The following is a 20,704-nucleotide window of genomic DNA, read 5'->3' as shown; positions in this document are numbered from 1 at the left end:
CATCGGACGACGACCCCCGCGGCCCGGCGCTTCACGGCCCGGGCCGCGGGCGTGTCCGGCACGGGACGGGCGCCGGACCCCTCCCCTGCCTTCCCGGGTCCCGTTCAGGAGGCCAGGATGCCGATGCCGTCACCGAGCAGCTTGAGTCCGAGGACGAAGAACAGGGCGGCCATGACGGCCGCGTTGTGCCGCACGGCCCGGTCCCGCCAGGTACCGAGAACGCCCTGGGCCCGCTCCCCCATGGCGAGGAAGACGGCGGGCGGTGCGAGGACGCCGAGCGACGCGATGACGACGAAGACGACGAGCGTGCCGATCTGCTGGGGAACGGGGATCCCGGCGGAGCTGATCGAGGCTCCCGCTGCAAGGGTCAAAGGGGCGTTCTTGGCGTTGGCCGCCGACAGCAGCAGCCCAAGGCCGAGGGCCTTGAGCGGGGTGAGGCGGTCGAGCGCGGACATCCACTTCGGCAGCCGGGCCTGCGCCGCGTCGGCCGGCCGACGGCGCCACTGACGGACGGCGAACAGGGCGAGCAGCACTCCCAGTACGAGTTTCAGCACGCCCACCCAGGCCGCCGGATGCTTGTTCGCGGACGCGCCGCCCGAGCCGCCCACCGCCAGCATGCTCGCGCCGAGCAGCGCGAGACCCAGCAACCAGCCGCACGCGAAAAGACTGCCGTTGAGGCGCCCCCGTGGGGTGGCCAGCAGCAGGATGATCGCCACGATGGGGAGCGGGCTGACCGCCACACCGGCCGCCAGGCCCAGCACGTCGCCCACGGCGTGTCCCACGGTCGCCTCCTCACGGCGGGGGAGTCGGGTGGTCCGGCTCGGGTCCTCCTCAGTCCTTGATCCCGCCGATGGCGATGGGCAGATGACGGGGACCTCGCAGAACGGCGTTGGGCCGGTAGGGGGGTGGGTCCTCGACCAGACGCGGGGCGTCGAGCCGGCGGACCAGTGCGATCAGGGCCAGTTGGGCCTCGAGCCGGGCCAGGGGAGCGCCGAAGCAGGCGTGCAATCCGTGCCCGAAGCCCAGGTGCTGGTTGTCCGCGCGGTCGGGGATGAACCGGTCGGCGTCGGTGAATCGCTGGGGGTCCCGGCTGCCGGAGGCCAGCATGAGGTAGACCGACGCGCCCTTGGGGATGATGGTTCCGGCGATGTCGATGTCGGCCAGCGTGGTGCGCTGCGGCAGCATCTGCACGGGGGGCTCGAAGCGCAGGAGCTCCTCCACGAGCGGGGCGGCGAGATCGGGCTCCGCCCGCAGCCGCTGGAGCACGTCCGGGTTGCGCAGCAGGGTGAGCATGCCGTTCGTGATGAGGTTGACCGTGGTCTCATGACCGGCGACCAGCAGCAGTGCGGAGGTGGTGATGGCCTCCACCGGTGACATCCGCCCGTCCGCTCCGTGGCCTGCGGCCATGGCGGACAGCATGTCGTCGCGGGGCGAGCGGCGGCGCTCTTCGATGAGTCCGGCGAGATAGCCGGCCAGCTCCCTGCGCGCCCGCCGGACGGAGTCCAGCTTGGCCTCGCGCTCCTCGTCGGTGACGACGGGGTCGGGCCCGGCCGCGATCGTGTCGGCCCACTCGTGGAAAAGCTTCTCGTCCTCGCGCGGGACGCCCAGCAGACGGCAGATCACCGTGACGGGGAACGGATAGGAGATGTCGTCGACGAGATCGATCTGCTCCTTGCCCCGGCAGCCGTCGATGAGCCCGGCGACCACATCGGTGAGCTCTCCGTGCATGTCGTACACCCGGCGGGGGGTGTCCGGGGGGCCGAAGGGGGCCATGGCGAGCCGGCGCAGCCTGTCGTGCTCGGGAGGATCGAGCCGGAGGAAGTTCGGGGGCAGGTCCGGGTCCTGGTCCTGACCGGTGGCCCTGGCGGCCTCGGCGGTCAGGTTGCGGGCGTCCGAGCTGATGCGCGGGTCGTGCAGCAGACTTCTGATCTCCCAATAGGTGCTGACCAGGTAGGGACCGGCCTCGTCGCGGACGACCGGGGTCCTGCGGAGCTCCGCGTAGAGCGGATACGGGTCGGGGCGATTGGCGAAGTCGGTGATCCGGTGCAGGAGCGCGACCGACGTCATGGCGGGTTCCTTCCGAGTGCTGCGGCCGGGCGGCGTTCTCCTCGGCGCATGCGGTCAGGCGCGTCGCGGGGTGAAGGTGATACGCCGGTCGGTCGGCGAGTGGCCGCTGAGTGTGACGGTGGGACCGTGGCTGGGCAGGGACGGATCGGGGAATCCGGCCGGCACGGGCTGCATCCCCTCGGGCCGCCGGTCGACGGTGGGGAATTCGGGCGGGAAGGGTGCGGCCCGCTCGATCTCACCTTCGTAGAAGTCGAGCCATTTCGCCTGGTCGAAGGTGACGGCCGCGATGACGCGGCCCTGGTGGCCGTAGGCCGCCGTGAAGCGGTGTTCGGCGAGGGACCCTTGGGTGACGATGATCTGGTCGGCCATGGGCGGGACGCCGACGGACTTGATGTTGACACCGAACTGCGCGGACCAGAACGACGGCATCCACAGGTGGGGACGGCGGTCAGCGCTGGCGCTGACCATGTTGTGGGCCGCGATCTCGGCCTGCGCGACCGCGTTGCCCCAGTGCTCCAGGGACAGGAACTGGTACCCGAAGAGCGGATGCGGGGAGCGTGCGACGTCACCGGCGACGAAGACGTCGTCGGTGACGATGCCCCGTACGTCGAAGGCGCGGCATCCGGCGTCGCAGGCGATCCCCCGTGGACCGGCACCGAGCCCGGAGTCCGCCAGCCATTCCGTGTTGCGCGTGGCGCCCAGCGCGACGACGACGACCTCGGCCTCGACGGCGGCGCCGTCGGAGAAGTGCGCTGTGCGCACCCGGCCCGCGGCGTCCCCCTCCAGCCCTGTGACCTGCACGCCGCACCGCAGATCGACGCCGTGGGACCGGTGCAGCTCCGCGGCCACCTCGCCGACCACACCGCCGAGGGCACCCACCAAAGGCGCCGCGCCGCGCTCCGCCACCGTGACGGAAAGCCCTCGCTCACGACAGGCGGAGGCGATCTCGGAACCGGTGAATCCGGCCCCGATCACCAGCACCCCGCGGGGTCCGGCCTTCAGCCGGTGGTGCAGTCGTCTCGCGTCGTCCCGGGTGCGCAGCACGAACACCCCGTCCAGTTCGGCCTCCAGCTCACGCGGCCACGGCCGGGCCCGCACCCCGGTCGTGATCAGCAGCCGGTCGTACTCCACGGAGTCACCGTCGGAGAGCTGCACCCGCTTGGCCGCCAGGTCCAGTCCCGTCGCGGCCACGCCGAGCCGCCACTCGGCGTCCACCGGCCGTCTCCGGGGCAGGTCCGTGTGGTCGGGGGGTACTTTGCCCAGCAGGACCTGCTTGGACAGCGGCGGCCGGTCGTACGGCTCGTGGGGCTCGTCGCCGATCATCGTGAGCGTGCCGGTGAACCCCTCGTCACGCAGCGTCTCGGCGGCCCGAAGGCCGGCCAGCGAGGCTCCGACGACGACGATGCGCCCTTGGCGTCGGAACGCCTCCAGATATCCGTCAACCGACACGGGAGGCACCCGCCGTCCCCGCGGCCAGTGTCTCGTCCCCGTACTCCACCGTGATGGCCCTGACCGGGCAGGCCTCGGCCGCCCGCCGCACGTTCTTCCGCTGCTCGTCGTCGGGTTGCGGGTCGTACATCAGTGCCTCGTCGCCGTGCATCGTGAACACGTCGGGGGCGAGGAAGGCGCACTGCGCGTAGCCCTGACACCGGTTGAGGTCAACGACAAGTCTCATGAGCTGTCAGCTCCTTCACGACGCGCTCGTGCGGGCCGCCGTTCTTCTCGTCGGAGAAAGCACGGACGCGGGCTGCCTCCTCTCAGCGTGGAAGGGCACGGGCACCGGCGCACGTCCATCGAGCCGTCAGGGTGAGAGCGGCAGGGGCACCGCGTCCCCGACGCGCGGGTGCCGAGCCGTACGGCCGCGCACCGGACGTCCCCGAGCCCCCGCCCGACAGGGGAGGGGGCTCGGACGGGGCCATGTGCCCGGCCGGGGGTCCGCTGAGCCCACGGGCCGGCGCCTGGCCGGCTCAGTAGCGCTGGGCCTTGACGAGGCGGGGCGTCAGCTTCGGCTCGGCGGGCTGGCGGCTGAAGGCGATCGGCTGTTCCTTCTGGCCGGGGGCGAGATTCTGCGCACCGGCGTACCGGGTCTCGACGACACGGCCCTCCGCGTCCTCGAAGTCGACCTGGACGGCGTAGGAGGCCTTCTGATCGGTGTTGTTGGTGATGGTGAGCAGGACGGCGAGGACACCACCGGTCTGGGTCCTGGGCATGCCGGACATGCTGACGTCGGAGAGTGCGTTCCCCCTCCCCTGCACATGCTTGAGCTCGTTCTCGGCGGTCGTGGCGTTGCGTGCGGTGTCGGCGGACACCGAGGCCTCGAACTCGGAGGCGCGGGCCGAGAGAGAGGATTCCGCGGCCGATGCCGACGCGCGGGCGGACGCCTCGGCGGACTGGGCCAGCGATGCCAGAGCGGAGGGTGGTGTGCCCGAGAACGACGCGGTGTTCGGCGGTGTGGGGCGTGGGCTGACCGTCCGACCGCCGTTGTCGTTGTTGTTCGTGCACGAGACCAGCGACGCCGCACCGAGTGCCGCGAGGGCCACGCTCGTCGCTGCGAGCACGACCCCGGGTCGTCGTGGCTCCCTCTCGGCCCCTGGCTCGTCTGCGTTCATCACATGCGGACCTTTCCCTGTCGGCGACGTGGGGTGGTGATGTCCGGGTCGCCCGTGGCCGATCGCGGGAAGATCGGGCAGGGCTTCCTTCTCGACACACAGAATGGCTGAACAACCCCATTTGCGCCTTTTGGTGACAGCAGACGGCAGAGGGCCTCGGGCCCCGCGTTCCATGCGCGGGGCCGCGCCTGTCCTCGGTATGAACGCGGCGCACCGGGGCGGTCCGCCGACGCCGGATACCCCCCGTCAGGGGCCCGGGGCGTCGCACATCCGTCGGAGGTACCGCGCGCCGGCCGCGGACGAAGACAGCATGAATCCGGCAGGGGCGGCGGGCCCCCGCCGTTCACGCGACCCCTGCCGGTGGCGCACTCAGTGGTCCGGCCAGTGCACCAGTCCGTCGACCGACGGAGCGTAGAGCGTCGCGTCCTCCGGTGAGTCGTAGAACTCGTAGGCGTCGTGGAGGCCGCTGATCTCGAAGACCTTGCGCGACCGTCCGGACGGACACGTGATACGCAGCGAACCCCCGTGTTCGCGGACGCGCTTCGTGCTGGCCACCACCGCCCCGAGACCCACGGAGTCCAGGAACGGGACGAAGCACAGGTCCAGGACGAGGTGGCGGTGCCCCTCGTCGAGCAGCTTGATCACCGCCTCGCGGATCCTGGGCGAGGTGTGGACGTCTATCTCGCCGTCGACCTCCAGAACGGTCCAGCCGTTCACCACGTCGAAGCTGACGACCATGCGCTCGCTGCGGATGATGTTCGTTCGCATCGCCATCCCTCGTCACGTCTTGCGGACGGCATGAAGCCCCCATGCGGCGATTGGCGTGCGCATGCCCACGCATGCCTGACCGCCTTCACCTGGCCCTTTTACTCCACTACAAGTCCCTCGGGCCCAGCTCGCAAGCGGGACCACGGCCCCGAGGCAGCCCCCGTGCCCGCGCCCCGGGGCGTCGACGACCGGGCGAGGGACCTCGGCCGCCCCGACGACACCTCCAAGCCCTCCCGAACCACCCGGTTCGGCCTCGGCAGGGCCCACGTTCACCCGCGCGAGTCCCCTCGTCGCGCATATCGGAGAACGGGTATTTTTCGGCCACCGCATAAACCTTACGGTCGGGGCCGACCGTAAAATAAAAGGCCGTGGCATCTCCCCCGGGACCCGGCATGGACAGAAACGGACAGCCCGAGCTCACGGACGTCCCCTACACATCGTCGGTGGGAGCTCCGCCCGGGGTGGAGGTGCTCGACTTCCCCGGGCTGCTCGCTCGCGCGGCGGGTCACGGCGTCGACCCGTACTCCCCCATCCGGGCCGCCTTCCACGAACTGATCGCCGTACGGTCCGGCGTACTGGAGTACTCGCTGGACTTCACCGAGCACCGGCTGGACGAAGGCAGCTGGCTGTGGGCACGCCCGGGCCAGGTCCACCAGTTCCGCTCCGACCTCGCCGCCGCCGAGGGCGTCGTCATCCTGATCCGGCCCGGCTTCCTCGGCCCCGCCGCCCTGACCGCCGACATCGCCCACCGGCCGCCGCAGGGGCCACTGATTCCCGAGGGCGCGGCAGGCGACGCCCTCTCCACCCTGCTGGCACTGCTGGCCGGCGAGTACCGCAGGCCGGCGAACCTGCCGCCGGACGTCCACATCGAGGTGCTCCGCCACCTGCTCACCGCCCTCGTCCTGCGCCTCGCCCATCTGCGCGGCCCCCGAAGCGACGCCGAGACGGGCAACGAGGTGTTCCGCCGCTTCCGGCGGGCGGTCGAGGACGGTTACCCCCGCAGCCACCGCGTGGAGGACTACGCCAGGGATCTCCGCTACAGCGTGCGCACCCTCACGCGGGCCACGCGCGCCGCCACAGGGCGCGGCGCCAAGCGCTTCATCGACGACCGTGTCCTGCTGGAGGCCAAACGACTGCTGGTGCACACCGACCTGTCCGCCACGGCCGTCGGCGAGCGGCTCGGCTTTCCGGACGCCACGGTCTTCACCAAGTTCTTCCGACTGCGGGTCGGCGAGACCCCGACCGCCTTCCGCGACACCGCCCGGGGCACGCGGCCCTGACCGGTCCGTCCGGGTCGCACCGGAGGGGCTCGGACCGGCCGGAATCCCGGTTGTCCGTTTCTGTCCATGGCCTGTCTCCGGAGGAATGCCGTGGCCTGCCCGTTCCTGGCTAGCGTCGGAAACGGAAGGTGTTGCGGCGACCGAAAAAGGTCCGCCGCCTTCCATCCTGCCGAAGGTGCGAAGGGAGCTGACCGGCGTGCGGTTGATCGTGGGAATGACGGGCGCGACGGGCGCCGTGTTCGGCGTCCGCCTCCTTGAGCGGCTGGCCCTGCTGCCCGACGTCGAGACCCATCTGGTGCTCAGCCGGTGGGCACGCACCACCATCGAGCTGGAGACAGGTCGCTCCGTGCGCGAGGTCAGCGCTCTGGCCGACGAGGTGTACGCCCCCGAGGACCAGGGCGCCAGGATCTCCTCGGGGTCCTTCAGGACCGACGGCATGATCGTCGCGCCCTGCTCCATGAAGACCCTGGCGGGGATCCGCGCGGGCTACGCCGACGGGCTCCTGGGCCGCGCCGCCGACGTGGTGCTCAAGGAGGGGCGCAGGCTCGTCCTCCTGCCGCGGGAGACCCCGCTCGGTGAGATCCATCTCGAGAACATGCTGGCCCTCACCCGTATGGGCGTGCGGATGGTGACGCCCGTGCCCGCCTTCTACAACCACCCGAAGTCGGTCGACGACATCGTCGACCACATCACCGCCCGTGTCCTCGACCAGTTCGACCTGCCCGCCCCCGCCGCCAGGCGCTGGGAGGGCATGCGCGCCGCCCGCGCGATCGAACCCGCCGTCTGACCCGCCGGCGGACACCGCACCGGCAAGGAGTCCCATGCCTTACGACGACCTGCGCAGCTTCCTGGAGACCCTCGACAAAGAGGGCCAACTCCTGCGTGTCACGGACGAGGTGATGCCCGAGCCGGACATCGCCGCTGCCGCGAACGCGGCCCCCCGCCTGGGCGACGCCGCCCCGGCCCTGTACTTCGACAACGTCAAGGGCTTCACCGACGCCCGGATCGCGATGAACGTGCACGGCTCCTGGGCCAACCACGCCCTCGCGCTCGGCCTTCCCAAGGAGACCGGCACCAAGGAACAGGTGGCGGAGTTCATCCGCCGCTGGGCCGACTTCCCCGTCCGGACCGAGTGGCGGGACAACCCGCCGTGGGGCCGGAACACCATGGACGGCGACGAGGTCGACATCTTCCGGGTGCTCCCGCTGATCCGGCTCAACGACGGCGACGGCGGCTTCTACATCGACAAGGCCGCGGTCGTCTCCAGGGACCCCGGGGACCCGCAGAACTTCGGGAGCCAGAACGTCGGCATCTACCGCGTCGAGGTCAAGGGCAAGCGCAGACTGGCCCTCCAGCCGGTGCCGATGCACGACATCGCCCAGCACCTGCGCAAGGCCGAGGAGAGGGGCGAGGACCTGCCGGTCGCGCTCGCGCTCGGCAACGACCCGGTGATCTCCATCGTCGCCTCGACCCCGATGAAGTACGACGAGAACGAGTACGAGATGGCGGGCGCGCTGCGCGGTGCCCCCGCACCGATCACCAGGGCGCCGCTCACCGGGCTGCCGGTGCCCTGGGGCAGTGAAGTCGTCGTCGAGGGCGTCATCGAGGGCCGCAGGCGCGAGATCGAGGGGCCCTTCGGCGAGTTCACCGGCCACTACTCCGGCGGCCGCAAGATGACCGTCATCCGCATCGACAGGATCTCCTACCGCACCGACCCGGTCTTCGAGCACCTCTACCTCGGCATGCCGTGGACGGAGATCGACTATCTGATGGGCCCCAACACCTGCGTGCCGATCTACCAGCAGCTCAAGCAGGACTTCCCCGAAGTGCAGGCGGTCAACGCCATGTTCACCCACGGCCTCGTCGTCATCGTGTCCACGAAGAAGCGGTACGGCGGCTTCGCCAAGGCGGTCGGCATGCGGGTGCTGACGACCCCCCACGGCCTGGGTTACGCGGCCACCGTCATCGTCGTCGACGAGGACGTGGACCCCTTCAACCTGCCCCAGGTGATGTGGGCCTTGTCCACCAAGATGAACCCGGCCGGCGACCTGATCCGGATCCCCAACATGCCGGTGATGGAACTGGCCCCGCAGGCCGATGCCCCGGGCATCGTCGACAAGCTGATCATCGACGCCACCACTCCCACCGGATCCGACCGGCGGGGCAACTTCAGCAACCAGGTGAAGGACCTGCCCGAGACGGGCGAATGGCTCACCAGGCTTCACCAGCTCGCCGCCCGGCGCTGACCCCCGCCCAGTCCCAGCCCGCAAGGAAGTGCCCGCCATGGCCGCCTCTTCGATCTGCCCCCGCTGCGCCCACGAGACCGTCGAGACGGTCTTCACCTCGCCCGTACCCGGCGTGTGGGACGTGCTCCAGTGCCGGCAGTGCCTCTATATGTGGCGCACCACCGAACCGGCCCGCCGGACCCGGCGACACCTGTACCCGGAGAAGTTCAGGATGACCCCCGAGGACATCGAGGCCGCCATCGAGGTCCCCCTCGTCCCACCACTCCTCGACCCGCGCTGACCGGGCCGGGGCCGCGGGGGCCCGCCCGGTCGGACGCGGCGTACGGGCCCACGGTCGCAGGTGTCCCCCGTTCTCCGTGAACTCCCGCGGCGCTGTGGACGTCCATGAAGGCGCGGGGCCGGAGAAGCCCGGATCACGGGCGGTACGGCGCGGGATCAGCGGGACTCCACATGGCACGGCGGGGACCCGGGCGGACGAACGAGGAAGACGAACGCCACCGGCACATCCGACGCCCCGCGCTCTCCGGCGGGGTCACCGCCGCCGCCCTGGGGACCGTGGTGATCCTCATCGAGGGCTACACCGCGCATCTGACCTGGCGGCTCGTGCTCCCCGTCGCCGCGGTGTCGGGTGGCTTCGCGGCATGGTCGGGTGCGCGGTCGGGCCACGAGGACGGTGTCCGCGCGCAGGCTGTCGCGCCGGACGAGATCGTCCTCGGCACGTACACCGTGCGGCCGCCGTTGGCCCCGCAGGGGGACGCCGCCCCGCCTGAGAATCCCCCCTACCAACTGCGGTTGACCACACGCACCTCGCAGCTGTGGGAGCACGCCGACCTGTTGTGGAGCCACCCCTGGAAGGAACTGCGCGTGACGGCCGACGGCCCGCGCCTGCGCGTGTTCCACCACGGCCGGGAGAGGGGGGTACTGCTCGTGGAGCCCCCCGGATCGGCCGAAGAACTCCGCCTTGCGGCACGCAGGCTGGGGGCGTAGGCCGACCGCGACCGGGCGGTATCGGAAAGCATCGGGCGCACCCGGGACCGGTGAGCCGCGCCGCGGCAGGGGCGCCGCGCACCGCAGGAACCTCGAGGGCCTCGGGTCGGATCAACCCCGCGTCACAGGGGCGGTGTGGCCCCGCTGCCCTGGCCCGCTGCCGGCCCGGTCGAGCCTGACGGGTCCTCGCGGGGCGTACGTACCGCGATGCGGAGCAGTTCCCCGACCGCGCCGGTGGGCGGGCGGTCCTTCGGCCACACGGCACGAAGCCGCCTGCGCAGATCGGCCCCCGTCACCGGGACCTCCACGACGCGCCCTTCGGCCAGATCCTCCTGGACCGTGACCGCGCTGAGCACCGCGGGACCGGCGCCTTCGGCAACGGCCCTGCGCACCGCGGCGTTGGCGTCCAGCACCATCAGCGGCCGGACCCGCTCGACGCCGGAGCCGGCAAGTACACGCTCGAGCGTCTCGCGGGTGCCTGAACCCGCCTCGCGGACGATCAGGCGGGTACGGGCCAGCTCCGCCGGGCCCACCGGCTCCCGCCGCCGCGCCCAGGCATGCTGCGGCGCGACCACGACGACCAGCCGGTCACTGCCCACCTGGCGTGAGTCGAGCCCGGACGGCACGGTCGGCGCCTCGATGAACCCCAGGCCGATCCGGCCGCTCGCGGCGAGCGCGGCGACCTGTTCGGAATTGGTCACCTTGAGGCTGACGTAGACATCGGGCGAGTTCCGCTGCAGTGTGCCCAGCCACCCGGGTACGAAGTGTTCGGCCAGCGTCATGCTGGCTGCCAGCTGCAGGTCGACGGCGCGGTCGCCGCGCAGCGCCGCGACGCCCACCATCAGCGAATCCACTTCGGCCAGCACCCGCCCCGCCCACTGGCACACGGCCTTGCCCTCGGTGGTCAGCACCGAGCCGCGCGTGTCGCGGTTCACCAGCGTCAGCCCCAGGCGGCGCTCGAGCAGGGTCAGGCGTTTGCTCGCGGCGGGCTGGCTGATCCCCATGCGTTCGGCTGCCTGGCCCAGGCTGCCCAGCTCGGCCACCAATGTCAGCAACTGGAGACTGCCGAGGTCGGGAGGCGAGGTGCTCATAACCCCCGATTATGAGGGCATTCCCGATCGGCCGGTACCGGACCTTCGTCCGCCCGACGAGTATGGGAGCCGTCCGGAAAGAACGGCCGAAACATTGTGAATCGCGATCTCCAGGCGGGTTCGGCACCGTGATGGTCATGAATTCCCGCCGCGCGGACGACAGGAGAGCCGCCGAGCGCCGCATTCCGCCGATACGGGCGGGCACCCGACGACACCCGGCCCCAAGAGGGACTGCCCTGCCGATTCGGCCGTGGGCGGCCCGCACGAGAGCGCCCCGACCCCACGGGAGCTACGGCACGCAACCCCCTCCCGACCTCCCGAACAGGAAAAGGGCATTCCATTCGCCCCCTTCCCCCGATGCGAGACCGAGAGCAGTAAGGACCGACCATGTCCCACCATCTCGACACCCCACAGGCCGCCCAGAACGGTCAGCTGTTCATCGACGACCTCTACGTGTTCCCCGGCGAACACAGCACGGTGTTCGTCATGGACGTCAACTCCGATATCACCGGCGTGTATGCGCGGCCCGGGTTCCACCCGGAGGCTCGTTACGAATTCAAGGTTCATTTCGACGGCGCCGAATTCGAGACCCTGACCTATCGGGTCTCCTTCGGCGAGCCCGACGCGGACGGCGCGCAGGCACTGCGGTTGCACGTCCTGTCCGGCGACGAGGCGCGCGAGGACTCCGCCGACGGCGAACTCGTGCTGGAAGGCCGCACCGGTCGGACGGCCCGGACGGACGGCACCCGCCTCTGGGCCGGGCGCATCTCCGACTCGTTCTATATCGACCTGTCCCTGCTGGCCGTCGTCAACGGGGCGGTGGCGAAGGGAACGGCCGTGGACCTCTCGGGCTGGCGCCCGCAGGAGGCCCGTAACAGCTTCACCGGCACCACCGTGGAGTCGATCGTGCTCGAAGTGCCGCATGAGCACGCACAGTTGTACCCCGGAGCCAATATCGGTGTGTGGTGCGCGACCAAGCTGGCCACCGACGCAGGTGGTTGGCGGCAGATCAACCGCGGCGGGCATCCGATGATGTGGCCGATCTTCTGGCCGGGCGACACCGACTTCTCCAACCCGGCCAACACCCGGCATCCCTCGGAGGATCGCGCGGCCGCCGGGGAGGAGATCGCCGGTCAGGTCGCGGCGGTCGTCGCCGCCACCGGGACCAGCGCGGACCCGGAGGGCTACGGACGGACCGTGGCCCGGCAGCTGTTCCCCGACGTGCTCCCCTACGTCGTCGGGACCCCCGCCACCTACGGCTTCGCCGTACGCAACGGCCGCACCCTGGCCGACAACGCACCGGAGGCGATGCTCTCCCTCGTGTCCGGCACGGCCGTGCCGGCCGGGCTCAAGCCGTCCGTCGCCGAGCACCTGAGGACCTCCGGCTTCCCCTACGTCGTGCCTGTGTAACCGTCCCCACCGGTCGCCGCCATGGAGTTGCCGGGAGTTCCCGGGGGCGTCGACGCAGCGAGGGTCCGGACGGTCAGGAACTGTCGCTGGACACCGTCGAGCCCCTTCCCCGACCGGGAAGGGGCTCGGGGCGCGCACACAGTCCTCCTGGATGCCGCCGACGGGGACGACGAGCCCGCCTCCGCACCCGGTCGACACCGGTGCCGACGACCGGCCCCCGTGGGGCCCCAGGCACCGGCGGTCACAGACCCGGCGGTCCGGACCCGGCGGCTCCGCAACCGACAACTCGGATCTCCTTGACAATTTTTTTTGTCGGCTGGATGCTGGAAGTGCGCTGAACGTCGACGAGTCCGCTCCGGGCGACCGACGGCATCGCTCGGTCGCCGTATCGCACCCGAGTCCGGCGGCCTGTGCGGTCGACGTGCACGCCGAGCAACCGCAGACCGCAAACACGACTCATCAAGGGGACCCGAATGCGTACTCTCATCAGCACCGCCTTCATGTCGCTCGACGGCGTCGTGGAGGCTCCCGGCGGCGAATCCGGCTACCGGAACTCCGGATGGACCTTCAAGGACGTCGAGTTCGTGCCCGAGGCGTACGCCATCAAGGGGCAGGAACAGAAGGAATCCACCGCGATCCTGCTCGGCCGGGTCAGCTACGAGGCGTTCAGCCCGGTGTGGCCGGACATGGAGGAGTTCGCCGACTACAAGGCGATGCCGAAGTACGTCGTCTCCACCACCCTGGCCGAGGACCGACTGACCGCCAACTGGGGCGAGACCACGATTCTGCGCTCGCTCGACCAGGTCGCGGCCCTCAAGGAGACCGAGGGGGGCCCGATCATCGTCCACGGGAGCGCCTCCCTGAACCAGAGCCTCTCGGACGCGGGCCTGATCGACCGCTACCACCTGCTCGTCTTTCCGCTGCTGCTGGGAGCGGGCAAGCGCCTGTTCAGCACCACGGACAAGGACACCCAGAAGCTGAAGCTGGTCGAACACGAGGTCTACGCCAACGGGCTGCAGAAGAACGTCTTCGACGTCGTCCGCTGACGGCTCCGGCATCGCACTGCTGCCGCCGCCCCCCGCTGAAACCGTCGGCGGGCGAGCGATGAGTTCCGGCGCCGAGCGGGGTCTGCCTCTGCACAAGCGAAAGCTGCGCACGAGCTCTGTAAGGGGACCAGGGACATGACCACCCACGCACTACCACCCGTCGTCGACGCCGCAACGTGGGAGCGCCGGCTCGAGGCACTGCGTGCCCGGGAGAAGGCCGCGACGCGCGAGCTCGACGCGATCGCCGCCCAGCGACGTCGCCTGCCGATGGTCGAGATGCCCGACTACACCCTCGAGGGCGAGGACGGCCCCGTTCGGCTGGCGGACGTCTTCGAGGGCAAGCGGCAACTGATCGTCTACAACCACATGTGGTTCGCCGGGAAGGAATGGCAGTGCCCGGGCTGCACGGGGTTCACCGCGCAGTTCACCCGCCTGGAGTTCCTGGACAACTACGATGCGCGATTCGTCATCGTCACCCAGGGCCCCATCGAGGAGGCACTCGCCTACAAGCAGCGGGTCGGCAACCGGATGCCGTGGTACTCGACCGCCGACAGCGCCTTCGGCGCCGACGTCGGCGCACCGCCCGACGGAGGCTTCGCGGTCAACGTGTTCCTGCGCGACGGCGACACCGTCTACCGGACCTGGCACACCGACGGCCGGGGAACAGAGCAGCTCAGCCACACCTTCGCGCTGATCGACCTCCTGCCGTACGGGAGGCAGGAGGAGTGGCAGGACTCGCCCGAGGGCTGGCCGCAGTCGCCCACCTACAGCCGGTGGGGGACGTCCAAGGACATCGCCGCCGCCTACGGCTCGGACTCCCGCGGCGACTGAACCGATCTCGGCGGGAGCCCCCTCCCCATCGGCAAGGGGGCTCCCCGGATCGCACAACCGCCCCGAAGCAGGAACCGACCGGCAACCCTCACGCCACGTTCGACAGCGCGATCCGCCCGGCGCCGCCCCGGCGCGTGAGTCGCCCGGCAGCCCGCGCTCCATCTCCGACATGCCGATCCGCCGGGCGCAGCCCGGACCGGGCCGATCACCGTCGACCTGCCGGGCGCGCAGTGGTCCGCTCTCACGCCCGGAAAACGGTCCGCACGTTCGGACGGACGCAGAGCCACCTTCTAGGGCATCACCCTGCACAACGCGTCCAGTGCACCCGCCCACGCACTGTCCGAGGGCGCCGCGTAGTTGACCACCAGGGCGTCCCGCTCGGGCAACCGCCACCCGGAGCCGGCCGCTTCATGGCCGAACTGCCTCAACCCGCCGACTGCCAGCCCTTCTCGGGCCGCCGCCCGGACCACCGAGCTCTCGGTTCCCCGCGGCAGCTCGAGGACCGCCTGCAGCCCTGCCGCCATGCCGGTCACACGAATGCCGGGGGCTCTCCGCCGCAGGGCCGTGACCAGTTCGTCGCGGCGACGCCGGTAGCGCAGCCGCATCGAGCGCACATGACGGTCGTACCCGCCCGAGGTGATGAACTCCGCGAGCGTCAACTGCTCAAGGGCGCTCGTCATGTAGTCGCCGTGTCCTTTGGCCGCCACGATCTCCGCGACGAGTTCCTCCGGCGGCACCATCCATCCGAGCCGTAGCCCGGGGGCCAGGGACTTGCTCACGGAACCGAAGTAGACCACCCGCTCCGGATCGAGGCCCTGCAGGGCCCCTACGGGCTGACGGTCGTACCGGAACTCCCCGTCGTAGTCGTCCTCCAGGATCAGGCCATCCGTGGCCCGTGCCCAGTCGACGGCCGCCGCGCGCCGCTCCGGGCTGAGCGCGACGCCCGTCGGGTACTGGTGCGCCGGAGTCGTCAGCACCGCCCCCACTCCGCGCAGTCGGGCCAAGTCGTCGGTGCGTGCGCCGTGTTCGTCGACATGAAGGGCGGGGATGCGCAGACCGGCGTTCGTCAGCAGGTCGCGATACAGGCCGAGACCGTAGGCCTCCACGGCCACCGCTCGTACCCGTCGCGCCCTGAGTGCCTGCGCCATCAGCGCCAGACCGTGGTGGAAACCGGAACAGACGACGATCCGCTCGGGCTCGGTGTACACCCCGCGGGCCCGCGCCAGGTAGTCGGCGAGCGCGGTGCGCAGTTCCACCCGGCCGCGGGCGTCGCCGTAGCCCAAGGCGTCGTTCGGCGCGGCGGTGAGTGCCCGGCGGGCCGCGGCGAGCCACTGCGTGCGCGGAAAGTTCGCGAGGTCCGGCGAACCCGTCAGCAGGCCGTACCTGGGACGGTGCGCGTCCGTCCTCGCCCGGGGGGCTTCGGACGCGGCCCTGCGCGGCTTCGCACCGGTGGCCACCCGGGTCCCGGAGCCCTGCTGGGCGGTGAGCCAGCCCTCGGCGACCAGTTCGGCGTACGACTCGACCACGGTGTTGCGCGAGACACCGAGATCCGCGGCGAGCGAGCGGGAGGCCGGCAACCGGCTGCCGGGTGCCAGCCGCCCCGTGCGCACGGCCTCCCTCAAGGCATCCGTGAGCCCTGCACGGAGGCCGGGCCCGCGCAGGTCCAGATGGAGGTCGGCGCCGAACGCGAGAGGTGGGGCGGCCGCGGAATTGGCCCGGGGATCTCCCATATAAGTGGACCATACCCCCATACCACTGGAAACGTGGCGTCGTGGGAGTGACGACACCCCCCCGCTCCTGACGCCCCTCGGCGTACGCGACGCGTCCGCGCGTGTGCGCGTCGGGAGTCGGACCTCGCCACGCCCGAGAGCGTGCTTGAACCGTGGGAGGCGACGGCTCGCCGCCCGCGGGGCCGGTCTTGATGTTCGCCCCATGGGCGGGCGCGGTCCGCGAGGGCCGAGGCGGCACAGACCAGGACGCGTTCGCCTGTGCCCGGCCGGAAAGTCGGTCCCGTGCGGGGGTGAGGCGGGCGATGAAAACGCGGCGGCCGTCCCGGCGCCGTTCGGCCGCCGCCAGGGCCACGATCCCCCGATCGAGTGCCTCGCCGGCTCGGTGAACGCGAGCCGCTCGCGGCAGACATCGGCGGCGCGAACGTACGGGACTCGGCCCGGAAAACAGGACCTGAGTCAGGCGCCGATCGAGTCCCATTGGAAGGCGTCCCGCCAGGCGATCTCTCCTGCCGCCCAGTCCGCCAGGGCGGCGATGACCTTGTCGACCGAGAGCGTCTGTGTCCGACAGTGCCCGGCAGGGCTGCGATCGCGATATTCGAGCTGGTAGACGCCGTTGGGACGGAGCCGGACCTGGGCGTGACAGCCCGGCTCCGCGGCGCACTGCAACACGAGGTGCCCGCCCCGGGGAAGGTTCAGCACCGCGGCTTCCAGCCGGGCGCCGCGTGGGCAGTTCGGCTCGGGGCGGTGGCCCGGGTGCGCAGGGGTGTCCGAGGCAGCCGGATCGTCCGTGCCGGGCTCGGCCGGTGGCAGTCCGCAGGCATCGATCAGTTCGAAGAAGAGGTCTTCCGCGAACGGATCCGCCCTCCTGCTCAGGACACCACGCAGTGCTTCACGATCCGCGGAGAACCCGCTCTCGGCCGCCCAGAGCGCTATCCGTTCCGCCGTACCCGGCACGTCCGCGAGCAACCAGCGGACCCTCCTGTCGCTGTCGGTCTCTCCCGGTGGCGCCTCGTCCTGCGACGGCGGCGGTACCGAGACCGCGTAGTCGGCAGCCATCACCGGATCAAGAAAGGTCGACCAGGCCACCCCGGAGGGAGTGAGACCGCGGACGTAGCAGACATCGCTGTCCACGACACTGGCGATCATGACGGGCGAGCCGGTCGCGGTGACCAGCCGGGACAGCCACCGGTCGTCGTCGTTCTCCGGCAGACAGTCGTGTACTTGGAACGTCTGCCAGCCCCCGGGCCGTGGCCGGCACTCATGGAAGTGTTCGGCACGGTCCTCGACGCACCACTCCGGGTCGTCGAAAATCCGCAGGTCCGACAACGAGGAATCGCTGCGCAGCAGAACGAAATCGCCGGAGTAACCCATGTTCCCTCCCCCTGAAACTGCCGCGATGCTAACGACAGGGACCGACAACGGCGGCTTGCCCGGACAGTCGGCGGAGCGGGCCGTCCGCGACCTGTTGCGGCGCGAGTGACCATGGCTCCTCGCACCGAGGCACACCCGCCCGCGGATCGAGGTGCCGCCGCCCCTCCCTGCGCAAACCGCAGGAATGACCGCGTGTCCGTGAACGAAGAACGAATGAAGAACGGCACCTTCCCATGGCCGGCCTGTGAGCACGGCGGCCGCGGATACCGTTCGCCGCATGGGCATGTGGGGGAGACATCTTGCGGCGGCCGGACTCCTGGCGATCACCGTCACCGGCTGCGGCGACATCGGGGACCTGCCGTCGGTCGAGCCGCAGGCCCCGGCCGCAGCAACGGCGACGGTCCGGCAGTCCGACACGTCATCGGCGCCGCCGGACGGCGATCGCGGGGCGCGCTCCCCCGGTCCGCCGGCCCCCATCAGGACACCGGCCACGAGCCCGAAGACAGCGCCGGTGAACCCGCCGCCCCGCACGTCAGCCCCCGTACCCGCCTGCACGTCGAGAGCCCTCACGGCGTCGCTCGGGCACACCGGCCTGCCGGCCACCGGTCGCTCCGGTTGGTTCGCCACACAGATACTCCTGCGCAACCACTCCGGCTCGACGTGCCACCTTCGCGGCTGGCCCGGCCTCGCGTTCTTCGGCGACGGGGTCATCCAGGGCTGTAGTCAGGGCGACCCGTCGCCCCGCTGCGGCAAGCCGTTGAGCACGTCCGGGCCGCGCGCCTTCTCGGTCATCCGGGCGTCCGCGCACGACCTTCCCGACATCCTGCTCGCCCCGGCACGCACCACCTTCTTCACGATCGTCTGGCAGGGCTCCTACGCCGGCGGCTGCGTACGTTTTGTCGATCCGGCCTACGGCGTCGAGATCCGGGTTCCAGGCGATTCGCGCGCTCTGTCTCTGACTTCGGACATCCAGATCAGCCCCTGCGAGGGGGAGCTCCAGGTCGGTCCGTTCGGTGTGGTGAGCTGACGACACGTGAGGCGCGCGTCGCCACAGCGCGCGGTCTCCCTCTGCGTTCCGGCCCCGGTCCCCACGTACGCCGATGCGCACTTGACGCCCTGAACGGCGACCGCCGGATCGGCGGCAACTCGCGTGAAGAAGTACCGCGGCGGTGTCATCCGGGAGAGAACCCACGGGAGTTTGTACGGGTGGAGAGGCGCCCTCCGTCCCCCAGCCAGCCTGGACCCCCTGCGGGTCCGAGTTCTGCAAGGAGTTGCCCGTTCATGAAACGGACGCTGAGGTATTTGGCCGGCACGGCCGTCACGGCCGCTGTGGTCGGGGTGGCCACGGTGTCGTACGCCGCACCGGCGAAGGCACCGCACGACACGGTCACGAAGGCGGGAGCGGCGCGGGTCGCGGCCGCTCCGGCCTGGAAGGCCCGGGCCGCGACGACGGTGAAGCCGACGGCGAGGAAGAACGCCCCGACGCCCCGGATCGTCGCGCCCGGTGAGCATGTGACGGCCGCCCCCGGTTTCCAGCTCTGGCTCACGGCCGAGGGCAAACACTGGACGGTGCCCACCTTCCCCGAACCGCAGTTCCGCAGCGTGGTCGACGGCAACATCGACCCGAACGCCCCCGGAGTATCGCTCCAGTCCGAGACCACCGAAAACCGTGCCTATCTGTCCGGTCTGTACTACGGCGGCAAGGGCACCGCGTCCGCAGTCGAGATCCAGACGCAGGCCGGGACGGTGCACGGCAGGCTCATCGAGCTGCCCGGCCGGCCCGGATGGGGCGTCTGGTACGCCACCACCCACCTCGAGCCCGGTGGTGACCCCGTCGACTTCGTCTCCCAGGTCACCGTCCGCGACACCGAAGGCAGGATCTACGCCCGGTTGACGACTCGGTGACCCGCAGGCGGGGGCCCTTGCGGTCCCCGCCTCCGGCTCCCTCCCGCACCCGACTCAGAGGAACCGCGTCCTTGCCGCAGCACGAGACCTTCGCAGCCTCCCCGGAGAGCCCCGACTTCGCCGCCTACGCCGGTGCGGCCTGGACTCGTCTGGTGCGGACCGCCCTCCTGCTCACCGGGGACTTCCACGAGGCCGAGGATCTCGTGCAGACCACCCTGGCCAAGGTGTACGCGCGTTGGGGACGCATCCCGCCCGACGACGTCGACTTCTACGTACGACGCTCACTCGTCAACAACAACCTCAGCCGAACCCGCAGGAGACGTGTCACTCATCTGCTGATGCCCTTCCTGCCCGAGCGGGTGCACGAGCCGGACAACGGCCACGCCGAGTCCGTCGAGCGCCGTGCCGCGATCACGGAGGCGCTCGGCACGCTCTCCACCCGGCAGCGGACGGTGCTGGTGCTGCGCTACTGGGAGGACCTCGCCGAGACCGAGATCGCCGAACTTCTCAACTGCTCTCTCGGGACGGTCAAGACCCATGCGCGACGCGGTCTCGCGGCTCTGCGCTCCCATCCTGCCTTCGCCGTCCCCGACCCCGTCCACCCCGTCTCCGGAGCCCGCCGATGAACCACCCCGGAACCGAAGCAGAACCAGGCGCGGAGCATGCCGACAGCGGGCGGTTGCGTGAGGCGCTGGCCGCGGCGGCCTACGACATCACACCGTCCCATCTGCCGCTGGCAGCCGTGGAGCGCCGCGGGCGGCTAATCCGGCGCGCGCGAGGGGCGGCCGTGATCGCCGCCGGGTGCGGGTTGTTGCTGGTACCTCTGGCGCTCGTCACGCTGCGCGGCACCAGCCCCGACGCCGATCGCATCACGCCTCCGGGAGCGTCCACCCCCGCTCCCTCCGCCTCCTCGGCAGCCCCGGCCCCGAAGCCCCGCATCGTCGCGTCCGGTGAGCATGTGACGGCCGCCCCCGGTTTCCGGCTCTGGCTCACTGCCGAGGGCGAACACTGGACGACGCCTTCCTCTCCCGGACCGCAGTTCCGCAGCGTGGTCGACGGCAATGTCGACCCGAACACCCCCGGTGTCTCACTCCAGTCCGAGATCACCGACGGCCGCGCGTACCTCTGCGGTCTGTACTACGGCGGCAGGGGCACCGCGTCCGCGGTCGAGATCCAGACGCAGGCCGGGACGGTGCACGGCAAGCTCGTCGAGTTGCCCGGCCACCCGGGATGGGGCGTCTGGTACGCCACCACCCGGGTCCAGCCGGGCGGCGAGTCCGTCGACTTCGTATCGCACATCACCGTCCACGACACCGAAGGCAGGATCTACGCCCAGTTGAAGGCCCGGTGACCTCACGGGTGT

Annotated in this window: 21 protein-coding genes; 12 read left to right on the top strand and 9 right to left on the bottom strand. The window is 70.9% G+C overall.

What is annotated here, in order from left to right; all coding sequences use genetic code 11:
• Window positions 1-104: 104 nt before the first annotated feature.
• The 6 genes from RCR19_RS24485 to RCR19_RS24460 form a co-directional block, all read right to left on the bottom strand.
• Window positions 105-782: a GAP family protein gene (locus tag RCR19_RS24485; RefSeq protein WP_331267074.1), complete on the bottom strand. Its 678-nt coding sequence runs from the start codon at window positions 780-782 to the stop codon at window positions 105-107.
• Window positions 783-831: 49 nt separating this feature from the next.
• Window positions 832-2,067 (bottom strand): cytochrome P450, encoded by a 1,236-nt coding sequence (locus tag RCR19_RS24480; protein ID WP_331267073.1) that lies wholly within the window; start codon window positions 2,065-2,067, stop codon window positions 832-834.
• Between the two features lie 54 nt (window positions 2,068-2,121).
• Window positions 2,122-3,516: an FAD-dependent oxidoreductase gene (locus RCR19_RS24475; protein WP_331267072.1), complete on the bottom strand. Its 1,395-nt coding sequence runs from the start codon at window positions 3,514-3,516 to the stop codon at window positions 2,122-2,124.
• Entirely contained in the window at window positions 3,506-3,742 is a 237-nt protein-coding gene (locus tag RCR19_RS24470) for a ferredoxin (RefSeq protein ID WP_331267071.1), read from the bottom strand. The genes RCR19_RS24475 and RCR19_RS24470 overlap by 11 nt, the downstream gene beginning before the upstream one ends.
• A gap of 292 nt (window positions 3,743-4,034) precedes the next feature.
• On the bottom strand, window positions 4,035-4,676 hold the full coding sequence (locus RCR19_RS24465) for an FxLYD domain-containing protein (RefSeq protein ID WP_331267070.1): 642 nt from the start codon (window positions 4,674-4,676) through the stop codon (window positions 4,035-4,037).
• Window positions 4,677-5,045: 369 nt separating this feature from the next.
• Window positions 5,046-5,414 (bottom strand): STAS domain-containing protein, encoded by a 369-nt coding sequence (locus tag RCR19_RS24460; RefSeq protein WP_331269544.1) that lies wholly within the window; start codon window positions 5,412-5,414, stop codon window positions 5,046-5,048.
• A 422-nt stretch (window positions 5,415-5,836) separates the two neighbouring features.
• Here RCR19_RS24460 and RCR19_RS24455 point away from each other — a divergent pair, with 422 nt between their 5' ends.
• The 5 genes from RCR19_RS24455 (at window position 5,837) to RCR19_RS24435 (ending at window position 9,957) form a co-directional block, all read left to right on the top strand.
• Entirely contained in the window at window positions 5,837-6,724 is an 888-nt protein-coding gene (locus RCR19_RS24455; RefSeq protein ID WP_331267069.1) for a helix-turn-helix transcriptional regulator, read from the top strand.
• Between the two features lie 196 nt (window positions 6,725-6,920).
• Window positions 6,921-7,511: a non-oxidative hydroxyarylic acid decarboxylases subunit B gene (locus tag RCR19_RS24450; RefSeq protein WP_331269543.1), complete on the top strand. Its 591-nt coding sequence runs from the start codon at window positions 6,921-6,923 to the stop codon at window positions 7,509-7,511.
• Between the two features lie 34 nt (window positions 7,512-7,545).
• Entirely contained in the window at window positions 7,546-8,970 is a 1,425-nt protein-coding gene (locus RCR19_RS24445) for a non-oxidative hydroxyarylic acid decarboxylases subunit C (protein WP_331267068.1), read from the top strand.
• Window positions 8,971-9,007: 37 nt separating this feature from the next.
• Window positions 9,008-9,250 (top strand): non-oxidative hydroxyarylic acid decarboxylases subunit D, encoded by a 243-nt coding sequence (locus tag RCR19_RS24440; protein WP_331267067.1) that lies wholly within the window; start codon window positions 9,008-9,010, stop codon window positions 9,248-9,250.
• Window positions 9,251-9,420: 170 nt separating this feature from the next.
• Window positions 9,421-9,957 (top strand): hypothetical protein, encoded by a 537-nt coding sequence (locus RCR19_RS24435; protein WP_331267066.1) that lies wholly within the window; start codon window positions 9,421-9,423, stop codon window positions 9,955-9,957.
• 122 nt (window positions 9,958-10,079) lie between these two features.
• Here RCR19_RS24435 and RCR19_RS24430 read toward each other — a convergent pair whose 3' ends face one another.
• On the bottom strand, window positions 10,080-11,048 hold the full coding sequence (locus RCR19_RS24430; RefSeq protein ID WP_331267065.1) for a LysR family transcriptional regulator: 969 nt from the start codon (window positions 11,046-11,048) through the stop codon (window positions 10,080-10,082).
• Window positions 11,049-11,435: 387 nt separating this feature from the next.
• Between RCR19_RS24430 and RCR19_RS24425 the strand changes: the two genes are divergently transcribed.
• From RCR19_RS24425 to RCR19_RS24415, 3 genes are all read left to right on the top strand, one after another.
• The gene (locus tag RCR19_RS24425; protein WP_331267064.1) at window positions 11,436-12,458 is read left to right on the top strand and encodes a DUF4331 family protein; all 1,023 of its coding nucleotides are present in this window, start codon (window positions 11,436-11,438) and stop codon (window positions 12,456-12,458) included.
• A 473-nt stretch (window positions 12,459-12,931) separates the two neighbouring features.
• Entirely contained in the window at window positions 12,932-13,504 is a 573-nt protein-coding gene (locus RCR19_RS24420) for a dihydrofolate reductase family protein (RefSeq protein ID WP_331267063.1), read from the top strand.
• 135 nt (window positions 13,505-13,639) lie between these two features.
• A complete protein-coding gene (locus tag RCR19_RS24415; protein ID WP_331267062.1) occupies window positions 13,640-14,335 on the top strand; it encodes a DUF899 family protein in 696 nt (231 codons plus the stop codon).
• A 290-nt stretch (window positions 14,336-14,625) separates the two neighbouring features.
• Here the strand turns inward: RCR19_RS24415 and RCR19_RS24410 are convergent, their stop codons facing one another.
• Both RCR19_RS24410 and RCR19_RS24405 read right to left on the bottom strand, forming a co-directional pair.
• A complete protein-coding gene (locus RCR19_RS24410) occupies window positions 14,626-16,065 on the bottom strand; it encodes a PLP-dependent aminotransferase family protein (protein WP_331267061.1) in 1,440 nt (479 codons plus the stop codon).
• 456 nt (window positions 16,066-16,521) lie between these two features.
• Window positions 16,522-17,436 carry a hypothetical protein gene (locus RCR19_RS24405; protein ID WP_331267060.1) on the bottom strand — a complete coding sequence of 305 codons (915 nt, stop codon included), beginning with the start codon at window positions 17,434-17,436 and terminating at the stop codon, window positions 16,522-16,524.
• A gap of 277 nt (window positions 17,437-17,713) precedes the next feature.
• Between RCR19_RS24405 and RCR19_RS24400 the strand changes: the two genes are divergently transcribed.
• The 4 genes from RCR19_RS24400 (at window position 17,714) to RCR19_RS24385 (ending at window position 20,692) form a co-directional block, all read left to right on the top strand.
• Window positions 17,714-18,463: a DUF4232 domain-containing protein gene (locus RCR19_RS24400; protein WP_331267059.1), complete on the top strand. Its 750-nt coding sequence runs from the start codon at window positions 17,714-17,716 to the stop codon at window positions 18,461-18,463.
• A gap of 254 nt (window positions 18,464-18,717) precedes the next feature.
• Window positions 18,718-19,341 (top strand): hypothetical protein, encoded by a 624-nt coding sequence (locus tag RCR19_RS24395; protein WP_331267058.1) that lies wholly within the window; start codon window positions 18,718-18,720, stop codon window positions 19,339-19,341.
• A gap of 71 nt (window positions 19,342-19,412) precedes the next feature.
• On the top strand, window positions 19,413-19,967 hold the full coding sequence (locus RCR19_RS24390) for a SigE family RNA polymerase sigma factor (RefSeq protein WP_331267057.1): 555 nt from the start codon (window positions 19,413-19,415) through the stop codon (window positions 19,965-19,967).
• The gene (locus RCR19_RS24385; protein WP_331267056.1) at window positions 19,964-20,692 is read left to right on the top strand and encodes a hypothetical protein; all 729 of its coding nucleotides are present in this window, start codon (window positions 19,964-19,966) and stop codon (window positions 20,690-20,692) included. Before RCR19_RS24390 ends, RCR19_RS24385 begins: the two co-directional genes overlap by 4 nt.
• Window positions 20,693-20,704 lie beyond the last annotated feature (12 nt).

Origin of the sequence: Streptomyces sp. WAC07094, from assembly GCF_036320405.1 — a bacterium.
In the GTDB taxonomy this organism is placed as follows: Bacteria; Actinomycetota; Actinomycetes; order Streptomycetales; family Streptomycetaceae; genus Streptomyces; species Streptomyces lannensis.
The sequence above is the reverse complement of the archived record's forward strand: the minus strand, read 5'-3'. Positions and strand labels throughout refer to the sequence as shown.